Below are 13875 nucleotides of genomic sequence, written 5' to 3'. Positions count from 1 at the left end.
CTAAAATTGGCCAGTCAATAAATACGGCAAATGATGGAGGCTACGATGACATCGGTCGATCATCTCGATCTGAACCTGTTGCGTGTGTTCCAGGCGATCGTCGAGGAGCGCAGCCTGACGAAGGCCGGCGAGCGGCTCGCGCTGTCGCAGCCGGCCGTCAGCTATTCGCTCGGCCGGTTGCGCACGCTGTTCGACGATCCGCTGTTCGTGCGCACGCGCTCGGGCATGCAGCCGACGCCGGTCGCGCTCGAACTCGCGGGCATCGTCGGCAAGGCGCTCGACATGGTGCGCGTGGCGCTGCGCTATGCGGAGCGCTTCGACCCGGCCACCAGCACGCGCACGTTCCGGCTGTCGTTGTCGGATGCGGGCGAGATGGCGTACCTGCCGGCGATCTGCCAGGCGCTGCGCGAGCGCGCGCCGCGCGTGACGCTGAGCGTGCAGCCGCTGCCGGTGGAGGAGATCGAGGAAGCGCTGCGCGCGAGCCGGCTGGATTTCGCGATCGGCAACCTGCCGGAGCTGATGCCGTGCACGCGCCACCAGGTGCTGTTCGAGGAAACCTACGTGTGCATGACGGGCCGCCGGCGCGGGGTGCCGAGCGGCGCCGCGCTGAGCCTCGAGCAATTCGTGCGCGCCGCGCACGTCAACGTGAAATCGGTCGAGCACAGCCACCACGCGCTCGACGATGCGCTGCGCGCGCAGGGCGTGGGCCGCAACATCGCGCTCGAAGTGCCGCACTTCGTCGCGCTGCCGAGCGTGCTGTCGGTCACCGATCTGTATGCGACGCTGCCGAAGCGGCTCGCGCAGATCCTGAACCGCGACAATGCGTTTCGCCTGTACGAGCTGCCCGTCACGCTGCCGCCCGCGCCGGTGACGATGCACTGGCACGAGCATTTTCACGAAGACGAAGGCAATGCGTGGATGCGCACGTTGCTGGCCGAGCTTGTCGAGCGGTTCGACGACGCGTGATTCATGGGGACGAGGGCGGCGCGCTGGATGCGTGCATTGCTGGGCGAGGTCGTCGAGCGATTCGACGACGCGTGACCATGAGGACGAGGGCAGCACGCTGGATGCGCGCGTCGCTGGCCGAGGTCGTCGAGCGATTCTGCGACGCGTGATTCATGAGGACGAGGGCAGCACGCTGAATGCGCGCGTCGCTGGCCGAGGTCGTCGAGCGATTCAACGACGCGTGACCCATGAGGTCGAGGGCAGCGCGCTGGATGCGTGCGTTGCTGCCCGAGGTCGTCGGGTGATTCGACGACGTGCGACGTTTTGAACGGACGCCGCGCGTACCGCGCGCATCAAAGATCGAGCACGAGCACCGCGGAGCGCGCACGCGACACGCAGCAGCAGATCACCGTGTTGCTCGCGCGCTCGGCCTTGCTGAGGCAATGGTCGCGATGATCGGGCTCGCCGTCGATCACGGGCACCATGCAGGTGCCGCACACGCCTTCGCCGCATGACGTGTCGACTTCGATGCCGATACGCGCGAGCGCGTCGACGATCGACGTGTCGGGCGTGACGCGTACCGATTGCCCGCTGCGCTGCAGGCGCACTTCGAAACCGTCGGCGGCCGGGCCGGCGCCGGCATCGGCGTTGCCCGTACCGGCGGCGGCCGGTTCCGCCGCGAAGCGTTCGAGATGGATCGAATCTTCAGGCAAGCGTGTCGCGGCTGCCGCAACGACCGCATCCATGAACGGCCCCGGGCCGCACGTGTAGACGTGAGCGTGCGCGTCGATCGATTCGACGCAGCGGCCCAGCTCGGCCGCGAGCGCGTCGGGCTCGACGCCGTAGTGGAACGTCACGTGCGACGCGAACGGCTCGGCCGACAGTTCGGCGACGAAGGCCGCGTGCTCGCGGCTGCGCGCGAAGTAGTGCAACCGGTAGCGCACGCCGCGCTGGCGTAGCGCATAGGCCATCGACAGCAGCGGCGTGATGCCGATGCCGGCCGCGATCAGCACGTGCTCGCTCGCGTCATCCGTCAGACGAAACAGGTTGCGCGGCGCGCCGATCGACAGCTCGGCGCCGACTTGCACGTCGTCGTGCAGCGAACGCGAGCCGCCGCGCGACCGCGCTTCCTTCTTTACCGCGAACAGGTAGCTGCCGCGCTCGTCGGGGTCACCGCACAGCGAGTATTGCCGCGTGATGCCGGACGGCGCGGTCACATCGATATGGGCGCCCGGTTCGTACGTGTCGAATGGCTGGCCGTCGACGCGCGAAACCCGGAAACAGCGGATGTCCTGGGCCGCGTCGATCAGCGCGTCGATCCGGACTTGGTGGCGGTTCGCTTGCATGGGTCAATCCGTGGGGTAGGGGAAACGCGGCGCGGCAGATACCGCGCCGTCATGCGATCGAGAATAGGGATGGGCATCGCATAAATCAAATCGATTAAAAAGCGATGCCTGAATCAGCGGGATGGATGATGGTCGGGTGGCCGATTGCTGCCGATTACGCCCGGTGTTCAGCGCGCGGCGATCGCGCTGCCTGCCTCGGCCGTGGGCGGCGTGGCTGCCGAGGCAAGGCCGCGTTCGCGGTCGAGGCTGCGGCGATAGTGCCGGCACCCGGCGGCGAGCAGCAGCGCGGCGAGCGTGGCCGCCGCGACGTTGACGATCGACATCGAATGGCCGACCGCCGTCGGCGCGCCGAACACGCGGTCGGTGAACAGCGCGACGACGGTCGTGCCGATCCCGAGCGCGATCAGGTTCGACACGAGCAGGAACAGCGCGGAGATCTGCGCGCGCATCTGGTTCGGCGCGAGCGTCTGCATCGCGGCGGTGGACGTCGGCATCGGGAATGACGCGAAGAACATCGCGACGACGAGCATCGCGAGCGACGCAGGCAGCGAGTCGAGCTGCGTGAACAGCGTCGCGGGGATCACCATGCATGCGGCGCCGATTGCACCGGCGCGCATCGGCGCATCGTCGCGGCCGCGCCGCAGCAGCCAGTCGTTGAGCCAGCCGCCGCAGAACACGCCGGCCGTGTTCGCGACCAGCAGCACGATGCCGAGCGTGTAGCCGGCTTCGACGGCCGTCATCCCGAAGTGGCGGATATAGAACGCGGGCGTCCAGCTCAGCAGGCAGTACAGCGTCATCGCGTAGAACGAGAAGCCGAGGTAGTGGCACGAGAAGGTCGCGCGATGCGTGCCGACGAAGCGCAGCGAATCGCGCATCGACACGCGCCGCACGGCGCCCGAGCGATCCTGCGCGAGCCCCTTGCGCTGCGGGTCGCGCACGGTCGCGGCGAACAGCAGCGCGACGAGGATCCCCGGCAGCCCGACGATCAGGAACGTGACCTGCCACGCATGCACCTGCCCGACCACCGGCAGCGTGAACGCATTCGCATGCTTGAGCAGCGCGATCACGTAGCCGCCGATCAGGAACGCGACGCCGCCGCCGATGAACGAGCCGAGCGAATACACGGCGATCGCGCGCCCGAGCTTCTCCTTCGGGAAGTAGTCGGCGAGCATCGAATACGCGCCGGGCGACAGCGCGGCTTCGCCGACACCGACGCCCATCCGCGCGATGAACATCTGCACGAAATGCTGGCTGAGCCCGCATGCGGCGGTCGCAACGCTCCACAGCGCGATGCCGAGGGAGATGATCCGCGGCCGCGCGTAACGGTCGGCGAGATAGGCGACGGGCAGTCCCATCACCGCGTAGAACAGCGAGAACGCGAAGCCGTTCAGCAGACTGAACTGCGTGTCGGACAGGTGCAGGTCGCGCTTGATCGGCTCGATCATCAGCACGAGGACCTGGCGGTCGACGAACGAAAAGACGTACGCGAGCATGCAGATGACGACGACATACCATTCGTACGTATAGCGCTTGCCGTCGGCAGCGCGGGCCGTGGATGCGGACATGCGGATTCTCCAGGAGCGGGCGGTGGAAACGCGCGGCAGCGGCCTGGCGGGCCGGGCGCCGTCGCGGCGCGAAAGCGTGCGTGGGCACGTGTCGGAGACGCAGCGTAGTCGGCCAAATTCGGCCGCCATAGCCGGAGTGACAGCCGCACCACACGGGCATTTACCGACCCGGATAAAGAAAACACCAGGGTCTCGCACGTCGACCGCCGCGCAGCGCGCGTGGGGCGGGGCGCACGTGCCTCATGCGGCGCATCTATAAGCGTTATAGAGCGCATTGCGTCGACGTCCGAAATTGTCGTTCCTAGACTCGGCCCGTTTTTGATCGGCAGCGTTGGCCCTTCGCGGCGAACGCGCTTCATGCCACGCGGCGCGACGCCGACCAGCGCCGAAAACTCTACGGGACGACGACGATGAACCAACCGAACGGGCGGGCCGACCGGCTTGCCGTACCGCTTGCCGCGCTGCTTGCCTGCGCGGCGCTGCCCGCCTTCGCGCAATCGAGCGTGACGCTCTACGGCCGCGTCGACACCGCGATCGAATACGCGAACGCCGGGCCGAACCACGTGACGCGCATGGGCAGCGGCAACCTGTGGGCGTCGCAGTGGGGGCTGAAGGGCGTCGAGGATCTCGGCGGCGGCTACGCGACGATCTTCAAGCTGGAAGATGGCTTCAACGCGGCAAGCGGCGCACTGTCGAACAGCAGCGCACTGTTCGGCCGCGAGGCGTGGGTCGGCATCACGGGGCCGTTCGGCGGCGTGCAGTTCGGCGAGCTTTACACGATCCTGCACACGACGCTCGTCACGTACAGCCTGCCGGGCCTCGGCGCGGGGCTCGCGTGGGGCAACGCGACGAACAATTTCTTCGGGCCCGCGTTCCTGCGCGTGCGCAACTCGATGCGCTACACGTCGCCTCGCTACGCGGGCTTCATGCTGCGCGCGATGGCCGCACGCGGCACCAACGGCGCGGCCGGCCAGCCGGCGACACTCGGCGATACGTACGGCGCGGGGCTCAACTACGTGCGCGGCGGCCTGTCGGTCGACGTCGACTACATGCAGCAGAAGTTCAGCCCGGTGGCTGCGTCCGCGCTCGGCGAAACGAGCCCGGCCGCGAACGGCAACTACACGCTGGGCGCGATTTCGTACGATTTCAGCGTCGTGAAGGTGGCCGCGCTGTACATGCGCCATCGCGGCGGCCCCGACGTCGCGACAGCGATCGACAGCCAGAGCGCGTATCCGCACAGCGACATCATGGAGCTGAGCGCGACGGTGCCGATCGGGCGTGCGTCGCTGCTGCTGAGCGTCGGTCACTACCGCAAGGTCGCGGACAGCGACGGCAACGCCGATTCGTACGGCATCCGCTTCGACTATCCGCTGTCGAAGCGCACGGTGCTGTACACGGGCGCCGCGATGGTGCGCAACGGCGCGCATGCACGCTTCGTCGTGAACGGCGCGGCGGGTGGCGGTGTCGCGGTCGCCAAGCCGGGCGCGACCGCGACTTCGATCGTCGCGGGCATTCTCACGGCGTTCTGACCGGCCCGCGCCGGTGCGCGCTTGCTCGGCTCGAGCCGTTCGCTTTCCTATGCGCAGGCGGGCGGCTGCGGCGCGAGCCATGCGTCGAACGGCGCCAGCTCGCCGATGTTGAACAGTTCGAGCAGCAGCGCACGCAGCCAGCGATGGCCGGGGTCGGCGTCGAAGCGCCGGTGCCAGTACGCGTTGACGGCCCATTCGCTCGCACCGGCGATCTCGTACAGCACGCACGGTTGGCGCGCCGCGAACGTGATCGCGATCGTCTCCGGCAGGATCAGCGCATAGTCGCCGTCCCGCAGCAGCGCGGGCACCACCATGAAATCGGGTAGCGCCGCGCGCACGCGCGGCATCAGCCCGTGCCGTTCCAGCAACTGCATCGATTGCGGATGCGATGTGACCGCGACGAAGCGCAGCGTATCGGGCGCGTCGCCATCGAGCACGTAGTCGTCGGGCAGCGCGACGTGCTGCGCGGTGCGGCGCGGCATCAGCAGCACGCAGCGCTCGTGCAGCAGCGCGGTGCGCTGGAAGTGGCTCGATGCGTCGGCGAAATGCCCGAGCGCGAAGTCGATACGCCCCGATTCGAGTGCGACATTGAGCTGGCATTCGTCGACGTGCAGCGTCTCGATCACCGCACCCGGCGCGCGGCGGTCGAAGGCGGCGAGCAGCGTCGGCAGGAACGCGCTCGCCGCGAAATCGCTCATGTGCAGGCGGAACACGCGCTGCGTACTGTCGGGCGTGAAGCGCGAGCCTTCGTCGAGCACGTCCTGCAGGATCGCGAGCGCCTTGTCGACCGACAGCGCGAGCCGCTGCGCGCGCGGCGTCGGCTCGACGCCGGTGCCGGTGCGCACGAACAGCGCGTCGCGGAACATCAGCCGCAGCCGGCCGAGCGCGTAGCTGACGGACGGCTGCGTGACGCCGAGCCGCAGCGCCGCGCGGCCGACGTGCCGCTCTTCGTACACGGCGCGAAACGTCTTCAGCAAGTTGAGATCGAGATCCTGCACGCGCAGTTCGGACGGGTCGTTGTCGTGCGGTGCGGATTCGGCGCGGGCCGGGGCCGCCGGGCGGCCGGGTGCGGCGTGCGTCATCGGGGTTGCCTCGCGGTGACGGAAGGCACGTGGCCGTAACGCCGCGCATACGCCTTCGCGAAATGGCCGAAGCCATGGATGCCGTGTGCGATCAGCACGTCGGTCACGCTGCGTGCGTCGCCGCGCTGCAGCGCCGCGTGCACGGCGGCGAGCCGGCATTCGCGTACGTAGGCGGCCGGCGTGGTGTGCAGGAACGCGCGGAACGCGTGCTGCAGCGTGCGCGGCGCGACGCCCGCGACGGCCGCCAGCGCGGCGAGTGCGAGCGGTTCGCCGAGGTGCGCGTTGACGTGATCGCACGCGCGACGCACGTGCGCCGGCAGCGGCGGCGTGCCGCGCGTGAGCGCATCGCTGTACGAATGCGGCAGGTGCGTGAGCAGCAGCGACATCAGCCACGTGGTGAGGTCGGCGCCGAAGGTCGTCGCGGCCGTGACGATGCCCGGCTGCGCGCCGAGCCGGCACAGGTATTCGAAGGTCGGCAGCAGCAGCGCGGCGCCCGCGCCGGCACCGCCGGCCGCGAGATCGAACTGCAGCGGGCGCGTGAGCGTGGCCTGCAGCATGTCCTGCAGCTTGCGTTCGAGTGCGCCGCGTTCCAGCCGCAGCACGAGGTTGCGGCAATCGGGGCTCGTGCTCAGGCGGCTCGCGAGCGCCGGGGACGACACGGTCAGCTCGCCGGGGCCGGCGCGCGCAATGGCGCTGCCGGCCTGCAGCTCGCATGCGCCGGCGAGCGTCAGCCGGAACAGGAAGTGTTCGGCATCGTCACCGAATTCGATGTGCGTTTCGCGGCCGTAGCAGAGTTCGAGCAGCGCGCCGTGATGCAGCGGCACTTCGTACAGCTCCGCATGAAACGGGTCGCGGCCGCGTGCGGCCATCCGGTGCGGCCCGAGCCGGTGCGCGACCGCGCGTTCGACTTCGTCGGGGGCGTGCAGCATGCCGAGCCGGTTCGGCGCATGGCGGGACAGGGCGATATCCATTCACGGACCTCGTAGCGGATGCGGCGGGCGTGGCGGCATGTGCATCGCCGCGATTGCGTTGCGCGAACGGGCGTGCCGTTGCGCGTTCTGAAGCGACGCGGCGGGGGCGGCCGCGTAGTTTCGGAAACACTCAATCACCGAGAGAAGACGATGAAGGTATGTGTTCTGGGCGGCGGCCACGGCTGCCATGCGGCGGCGATCGACCTGCTCGAGAAGGGCCACGACGTGACGTGGTGGCGGCGCGACCGCGAGCCGCATGCGCGGCTGCGCGAGCTTGGCGTGCTGAATGTGACCGACTATCGCGGCAAGCGTGCGGTGCCGCTCGGCGATGCGCCGGGTGCGATCCGCCTGACTGGCGATCTCGCGGCCGCGCTGCGCGGGGCGCAACTCGTCGTGGTGCCGCTGCCGGCTACGTCGCATGACGCGCTCGCCGCGCAGGTCGCGCCTTTGCTGGAGGACGGCCAGGTCGTGTTCCTGCCGCCCGGCACGTTCGGCAGCTTCGTGTTCGCGCAGGCGGCGGCCGATGCCGGCAACCGTTCGCGCGTCGCATTCGCCGAGACGGGCACGCTGCCGTACCTCGTTCGCAAGCATGGCGACAACGACGTCGTGATCAGCGCCTACGCGACGCGTCTGCCGACCGGTGTATTTCCCGCGAATGCGGCCGGCTGGGCGTTCGACGTGCTGCGCGCGGGCTATCCGTCGGTCGAGCCGGTCGAGGATGCGTTGTCCGGTGCGTTGATGAATGCGGGGCCGGTGATCCATCCGCCGCTGATCCTGATGAACGCCGGGCCGCTCGAACACTTCGACGCATGGGACATCCACAACGAAGGCACGCAGCCGTCGATCCGCCGCGTGACGAACGCGCTGGATGCCGAACGCATCGCGGTGCGCGAAGCGCTCGGCTATCGCGCGCCGCATTTCCCGCTCGCGGATCACTACGCGACCGAAGGCGACGAATGGATGTACGGGCGCGGCGCGCACGGCAAGCTGACCGATAGCGGCGACTGGCGCGAGAAGATCGATCTGCGGTCCCATCGCTACATGCTCGAAGACACCCGGCTCGGGCTGTCGTTCATCGTGTCGTGCGGGCGCTGGGCCGGTGTGCCGACGCCGGTTGCGCAGGGCCTGCTGAGCATCGCGAGTGCGGTCGCGGTGCGCGACCTGTATGCGGAAGGACGCACGCTGGAGCGGCTCGGCATCGCGGCGCTGTCGAAGGACGCGATGCGTGCGCTGCTCGACAACGGAGTCGCGGGAGTATCAGCATGAGCGCGGCCGCCGATGTGACGCGTGTACACGTGCTCGGCGCGGGACGCATGGGGCAGGGGATCGCGCTCGTGTTTGCCTTTGCCGGAATCGACGTGACGCTGATCGACTTCAAGCGGCGCGATGCGGCTGGCCAACGCGCGTTCGACGATCGCACGCGCGACGAGATCGCCAGGCCGCTGCACGCGCAGGTCGCGCTCGGCCGCGTCGATGCCGCGCAGGCCGATGCGGTCGTCGCGCGCATCGCGATCGTTTCTCGGGATGGCGCTGCCGATGCCGTGCGCGATGCAGACGTCGTGTTTGAGGCGCTGCCCGAAGTGCTCGACGCGAAGGCCGACGCGTTGCGCTGGCTCGGCGAGCGTGTCGATGCGTGCGCAACGATTGCGTCGACCACGTCGACGTTCGTCGTCACCGAATTGCAGCGTCATGTCGTGCACCCCGAACGGGTGCTGAACGCGCACTGGCTGAACCCCGCGTTGCTGATGCCGCTCGTCGAGATCAGCCGCAGCGACGCAACCGGCCAGGCGGTGGTCGATGCGCTCGCCGCGCTGCTCGAACGCGTCGGCAAGAAGCCGGTGATCTGCGGGCCGGCGCCAGGCTATATCGTGCCGCGCATTCAGGCGCTCGCGATGAACGAGGCGGCGCGGATGGTCGAGGAAGGTGTCGCGAGCGCGGAGGATATCGACACGGCGATCCGCACCGGTTTCGGCCCACGCTTCGCGGTGCTCGGGCTGCTCGAATTCATCGACTGGGGCGGCTGCGACATCCTGTACTACGCGTCGAAGTACCTGGCCGGCGAGATCGGCCCGCGCTTCGCGCCGGCCGAGAGCGTCGTGCGCAACATGGAAACCGGGCGCGATGGCGTGCGCACGGGTGCCGGCTTCCACGACTATGCGGACGTGGACGTGCCCGCGTACATGCGGCAGCGGCTCGGTGAATTCGCGCGGCTGCTCGATCACCTGGGATTGGCGCCGGTGTTCGACGGCGGGCGGCTCCACCTGCGCGATTAGCCCGGACGTCGCGGCCGCGCGCGTTCGCGGTGCCACGAAAGCGCGCACGTGGCACCGTGAGCCGGTGTGTCCGACATCCGTGGGCAAGAGCACGGGAACGGAGGCGGCCGCAGCGTGCAGCACGCTCACACCGTATCGCCGCGCGTGCCGATGTCGGGCGCGACGCGCGTCTCGCGCATCACGCACAGCGTCGCGACGGTCACGAGGCCGAGCGCGATGAGGAACAGCGAAACGGGCCACGACGCGTGATAGCGCGCGAGCAGCGCGGTCGCGATCAGCGGCGACATCCCGCCCGCGAAGATCGACGCGACTTCATGCCCGAGCGCGACACCGGAGTAACGCACCTCGGTGCTGAACAGCTCGCCGACGAGCGCGGGCAGCGTGCCGATCATCGCGCCGTGGCTCACCGCCGTGCCGACCGTGAGCGCGAGCCACACGAGCGGCGTCACGCGCGTATCGAGCAGCCAGAAGAACGGGAACGCGCACGCGACGAGGCTCAGCGCGCCGATCAGGTACACGGGCTTGCGGCCGATCCGGTCGGACAGCCGGCCCCACGCGAGCATCGCGCCCATCTCGACGATCATCGCGATCATCACGCCGGTCAGCATCACGCCGTTCGGGATGCCGACGTATTTGCCGTAGACGAGCGAAAACGCGAGGAAGATATAAGCGCCGCCGTTCTCGGCCACGCGCAGTCCCATTGCGAGCAGGATTTCCTTCGGATGGCGCCGGACGCATTCGACGATCGGCAGGTGCGTGTGCGCGCCGCGCTTGCCGGCTTGCTCGAAGTCGCGGCTTTCCGGCAGATGGCGGCGGATATAGATGCCGATCGCGAAGATCGCGATGCTCGCGAGGAACGGCAACCGCCAGCCCCAGGTGCGGAACGCGTCGTCCGGCAGCGCCTGCGCGGCGAGAAACGCGGCCGACGACAGCACGAAGCCGCCGCCCACGCCGAGCTGGCTCCACGCGGCGTAGTAGCCGCGCTGTTCCGGCGGCGCGTTCTCGCTGATCATCAGCACGCCGCCGCCCCATTCGCCGCCGGACGCGATGCCCTGCAGCAGGCGCAGCACGACGAGCGCGGCCGGCGCCCACACGCCGACCTGCGCATAGGTCGGCAGCAGGCCGATCGCGAAGGTCGATGCGCCCATGATCAGCAGCGTCCACACGAGCGATGCCTTGCGCCCGTAGCGATCGCCGACGTGGCCGAACACGATCCCGCCGAGTGGCCGCGCGACGAAGCCGAGCGCGAAGGCCGCGAACGCGGCGAGGCTGCCCGCGAGCGGCGATGCGCCGGGCGGGAAGAACACATGGCCGAACACGAGCGCCGCGGCCGTGCCGTACACGAAAAAGTCGTACCACTCCATCGCGTTGCCGGCGACGGACGCGATGACGATCCGGCGCAGCTGCCGGTCGGCGAGCGGCCGGACGGCGCTCGGGGATTGCATGATGTCGGTCGGAACCATGGCGGACTCTGAAGGGGGCGGCAGGCGCGTGCCGTCTGTGCAGCACTGCGGCCTAGTGTTGTCGGCACCGTGCCCCCGGTCAAATCCGCAGAAAAAGGGGAGTGACATCACTCCCGCTGATGATGGTCGCGGCGCTTTCCCGTGCCTACCCCACGCTTTCCCGCAGCAGCGCGATCATCCGCTGCGCCAGCGGCGGCACGTAAGCGCCCGCGCGATGCATCGCGCCGATGCGGCGGTCCAGTTCGAGTTCACCGGCCCGCAGGTCGAGTGCGCGCAATCCGGTCACCTGGTCGAGCGCATCCGCGCCGCCGACGCACAGCAGCGGCGTGCCGCGCAACAGCTGCAGCAGCGACGTGTTGCCGAAATCGGTCTCGATGCGCAGGCGCGGCGCGGGCAGGCCGCGTGCGCGGAACGCGTCGTCGATCCGGTGCCGCACCGGAATCGTCGCTTCCGGCAGCAGCCATTCCTGATCGGCGAGATCCGCGAGCGTGAGCCCGCGCTTGCGCTGCAGCGGGTGGGCGGCATCGGCGAGAACGGTCAGCCGGTCGTCGAACAGCGCGATGGTGTCGAGCCCGTCGTCCTGCTGCTGCGGTTCGGGCGCGACGACGAGATCGAGCTCGCCGGCCGCGAGCAGGTCGAGCAGTTCGCGCGCGAGCCGGCAGCGCAGCCGCAGCCGCGCGGCCGGCCGTTCGCGGATCAGTTGCCGGCACGCACCGAGCACCAATGCATTGGGCACGGTCGGCGAGTAGCCGATCCGCACTACGCCCTGCTCGCCGCCGCGGATCGCGCGCATCTCCTGCATCGCGTCGTCGAATTCGAGTGCGATCCGCTGCGCACGCGCGACGAAGCGTGCGCCGGCCGGCGTCGGCGTCATCCCGTTCGCGGTGCGCTCGAACAGCGTCACGCCGACTTGCGCCTCCAGCCGCTGCACGGCTTTCGTGAGCGCCGGCTGCGATAGCCCCAGTGCCTCGGCGGCCTTGCCGATGCTGCCGTGCCGCTCGACGGCCAGCAGGTACTCCAGATCGCGCGTGTCCATTGGGGGATTCCTGTCAGTTATGACTTTATATCCGGTAATGCATTGTGGTGATGCCTGGGCATCTTACAGACTGGCGGCACTGTTCGACCAGGAGAATCGTTTTGAGCTTCGCCTACTTCCTGCGGCGCGCGGCCCGCTACTGGGGCAGCCAGTCCGCCGTGATCCACCGCGACCGCGCCGTCACGTACCGCCAGCTCGACGAGCGCTCGACGCGGCTCGCGAATGCGCTGCGCGGCCTCGGCTTCGCGCCCGGCACCCGCATCGCCGTCCAGGCGCGCAACTGCATCGAGCTCGTCGAGATCGAATGCGCGCTTTACAAGGCCGGCCTCGTGAAAGCCGCGCTGAATCCGCGCTTCACGGCGGCCGAGGCCGCCGACGTCGTCGGCAACTGCGCGCCGGCCGCGTTCATCGGCGGGCGCGGCTACACGGATTACACGCCCGACTCGCCGGGCTTCGCGTCGGTCGAGCGGTTCGTGTCGATCGGCGGCGCGGTGGCCGGCTATCTCGACTACGACACGCTGGTCGCGAAGGGCAGCGATACGCCGCCCGATTATCTGCCGGCGCCGGACGATCTCGCCGTGCTGCATTTCTCGTCCGGCTCGACGGGGCGCATCAAGGCCGCGATGCAGAGCTACGGCAACCGGCTCGCGTCGCTGCGCAAGATCGTGCTGGGGATGGACCGCCCCGCGCAGCCCGGCGATCGCCTTGCGCTGATCGGCCCGATCACGCATGCGTCCGGGATGCTGATGCAGCCGTACCTGTTCTGCGGCGCGACGCTCGTGCTGTTCGACGCGTTCGAGCCCGCGCATTTCCTCGCCGAGGTCGCGCGCCAGCGCATCACGCACACGTTCATGGTGCCGGCGATGGTCAACATGCTGCTGAACGCGCCCGAGCTCGCGCAGGCCGACCTGCGCAGCCTGAAGGTGCTCGGCTACGGCGCGGCGCCGATGGCGCCGGCGCGCATCGAGGAAGCATGGGCGCGTATCGGCCCCGTGCTGTCGCAAGGCTATGGCGCGAGCGAATCGACGTCGGGCGTCACGCGGCTCGGCATCGCCGATCACGCGTACGCGCTGCTGCACGACCGCGAGCGGCTCGCGTCGTGCGGCCGGCCGCTCGGCGAAACCGAGGTGCGGGTGGTCGATGCCGACGGGCGCGAAGTCGAAGGCGACGCGATCGGCGAGATCGTGATTCGCGGCGCGGACGTGTTCCAGGGCTACTGGAATGCGCCGGAGCTGACGCGCGAGGTGCTGGTCGACGGATGGCTGCACACGGGCGACCTCGCGCGCACCGATCGTGACGGCTTCATCTATCTGGTCGACCGCAAGCACGACATGATCATCTCGGGCGGCTTCAACGTGTATCCGACCGAAGTCGAAGCGGCGCTCTACCGGCACGAAGGCGTGCTCGAGGCGTGCGTGGTCGGCGTACCCGACGACAAGTGGGGCGAGGCCGTGAAGGCCGTGGTCGTGCTGCGTGGCGGCCGTGACGCGCAGGCGAACGATCTCGTCGCGCACTGCCGCGCGCAGTTGGCCGACTACAAGCTGCCGCGTTCCATCGATTTCGTCGCCGAGCTGCCGAAGAACGCGAACGGCAAGGTCGCCCGCAAGCTCGTGCGCGAGCAGTACTGGCGCGGTGTCGCGCGCCGCGTCAACTGAAGGAATTCGC

The 13875-nt window shown here is 69.2% G+C and carries 11 protein-coding genes; 5 read left to right on the top strand and 6 right to left on the bottom strand.

Annotated features, from left to right (window positions below; all coding sequences use genetic code 11):
• The first annotated feature begins 45 nt into the window (after positions 1-45).
• Positions 46-966 carry a LysR family transcriptional regulator gene (locus tag CFB82_RS30140; protein WP_089486427.1) on the top strand — a complete coding sequence of 307 codons (921 nt, stop codon included), beginning with the start codon at positions 46-48 and terminating at the stop codon, positions 964-966.
• Positions 967-1298: 332 nt separating this feature from the next.
• Here the strand turns inward: CFB82_RS30140 and CFB82_RS30135 are convergent, their stop codons facing one another.
• Together CFB82_RS30135 and CFB82_RS30130 are read right to left on the bottom strand one after the other, a co-directional pair.
• Positions 1299-2291 carry a PDR/VanB family oxidoreductase gene (locus CFB82_RS30135; protein ID WP_089486426.1) on the bottom strand — a complete coding sequence of 331 codons (993 nt, stop codon included), beginning with the start codon at positions 2289-2291 and terminating at the stop codon, positions 1299-1301.
• 167 nt (positions 2292-2458) lie between these two features.
• Positions 2459-3856 carry a spinster family MFS transporter gene (locus CFB82_RS30130; RefSeq protein ID WP_089486425.1) on the bottom strand — a complete coding sequence of 466 codons (1398 nt, stop codon included), beginning with the start codon at positions 3854-3856 and terminating at the stop codon, positions 2459-2461.
• A 410-nt stretch (positions 3857-4266) separates the two neighbouring features.
• Between CFB82_RS30130 and CFB82_RS30125 the strand changes: the two genes are divergently transcribed.
• Positions 4267-5385 carry a porin gene (locus tag CFB82_RS30125; protein ID WP_089486424.1) on the top strand — a complete coding sequence of 373 codons (1119 nt, stop codon included), beginning with the start codon at positions 4267-4269 and terminating at the stop codon, positions 5383-5385.
• A gap of 47 nt (positions 5386-5432) precedes the next feature.
• Here CFB82_RS30125 and CFB82_RS30120 read toward each other — a convergent pair whose 3' ends face one another.
• Together CFB82_RS30120 and CFB82_RS30115 are read right to left on the bottom strand one after the other, a co-directional pair.
• Positions 5433-6467 (bottom strand): LysR family transcriptional regulator, encoded by a 1035-nt coding sequence (locus CFB82_RS30120; protein ID WP_089486423.1) that lies wholly within the window; start codon positions 6465-6467, stop codon positions 5433-5435.
• Positions 6464-7438, bottom strand: a complete 975-nt coding sequence (locus tag CFB82_RS30115; RefSeq protein ID WP_089486422.1) for an AraC family transcriptional regulator — start codon at positions 7436-7438, stop codon at positions 6464-6466. The genes CFB82_RS30120 and CFB82_RS30115 overlap by 4 nt, the downstream gene beginning before the upstream one ends.
• Before the next feature lie 150 nt (positions 7439-7588).
• On the opposite strand from CFB82_RS30115, the gene CFB82_RS30110 reads away from it, so the two are divergent.
• Both CFB82_RS30110 and CFB82_RS30105 read left to right on the top strand, forming a co-directional pair.
• Positions 7589-8704: an NAD/NADP-dependent octopine/nopaline dehydrogenase family protein gene (locus CFB82_RS30110; RefSeq protein WP_089486421.1), complete on the top strand. Its 1116-nt coding sequence runs from the start codon at positions 7589-7591 to the stop codon at positions 8702-8704.
• On the top strand, positions 8701-9711 hold the full coding sequence (locus CFB82_RS30105; protein WP_089486420.1) for a 3-hydroxybutyryl-CoA dehydrogenase: 1011 nt from the start codon (positions 8701-8703) through the stop codon (positions 9709-9711). Before CFB82_RS30110 ends, CFB82_RS30105 begins: the two co-directional genes overlap by 4 nt.
• 125 nt (positions 9712-9836) lie before the next feature.
• On the opposite strand, the gene CFB82_RS30100 is transcribed toward CFB82_RS30105, so the two are convergent.
• Positions 9837-11174 (bottom strand): MFS transporter, encoded by a 1338-nt coding sequence (locus CFB82_RS30100; RefSeq protein ID WP_089486419.1) that lies wholly within the window; start codon positions 11172-11174, stop codon positions 9837-9839.
• A gap of 145 nt (positions 11175-11319) precedes the next feature.
• Positions 11320-12210, bottom strand: a complete 891-nt coding sequence (locus CFB82_RS30095) for a LysR family transcriptional regulator (protein ID WP_089486418.1) — start codon at positions 12208-12210, stop codon at positions 11320-11322.
• Between the two features lie 101 nt (positions 12211-12311).
• Between CFB82_RS30095 and CFB82_RS30090 the strand changes: the two genes are divergently transcribed.
• Positions 12312-13865: an AMP-binding protein gene (locus CFB82_RS30090; protein WP_089486417.1), complete on the top strand. Its 1554-nt coding sequence runs from the start codon at positions 12312-12314 to the stop codon at positions 13863-13865.
• Positions 13866-13875: the final 10 nt, after the last annotated feature.

It is taken from the genome of Burkholderia sp. HI2714, assembly GCF_002223085.1.
Classification (GTDB): domain Bacteria; phylum Pseudomonadota; class Gammaproteobacteria; order Burkholderiales; family Burkholderiaceae; genus Burkholderia; species Burkholderia lata_D.
Note: the sequence above shows the minus strand (reverse complement) of the source record. Positions and strands in the feature narration are given on the sequence as shown.

Coding starts and splice junctions, on each gene's coding strand:
- CFB82_RS30140 (WP_089486427.1), top strand. CDS start 46: ATGACATCGGTCGATCATCTCGATCTGAACCTGTTGCGTGTGTTCCAG.
- CFB82_RS30135 (WP_089486426.1), bottom strand. CDS start 2,291: ATGCAAGCGAACCGCCACCAAGTCCGGATCGACGCGCTGATCGACGCG.
- CFB82_RS30130 (WP_089486425.1), bottom strand. CDS start 3,856: ATGTCCGCATCCACGGCCCGCGCTGCCGACGGCAAGCGCTATACGTAC.
- CFB82_RS30125 (WP_089486424.1), top strand. CDS start 4,267: ATGAACCAACCGAACGGGCGGGCCGACCGGCTTGCCGTACCGCTTGCC.
- CFB82_RS30120 (WP_089486423.1), bottom strand. CDS start 6,467: ATGACGCACGCCGCACCCGGCCGCCCGGCGGCCCCGGCCCGCGCCGAA.
- CFB82_RS30115 (WP_089486422.1), bottom strand. CDS start 7,438: ATGGATATCGCCCTGTCCCGCCATGCGCCGAACCGGCTCGGCATGCTG.
- CFB82_RS30110 (WP_089486421.1), top strand. CDS start 7,589: ATGAAGGTATGTGTTCTGGGCGGCGGCCACGGCTGCCATGCGGCGGCG.
- CFB82_RS30105 (WP_089486420.1), top strand. CDS start 8,701: ATGAGCGCGGCCGCCGATGTGACGCGTGTACACGTGCTCGGCGCGGGA.
- CFB82_RS30100 (WP_089486419.1), bottom strand. CDS start 11,174: ATGGTTCCGACCGACATCATGCAATCCCCGAGCGCCGTCCGGCCGCTC.
- CFB82_RS30095 (WP_089486418.1), bottom strand. CDS start 12,210: ATGGACACGCGCGATCTGGAGTACCTGCTGGCCGTCGAGCGGCACGGC.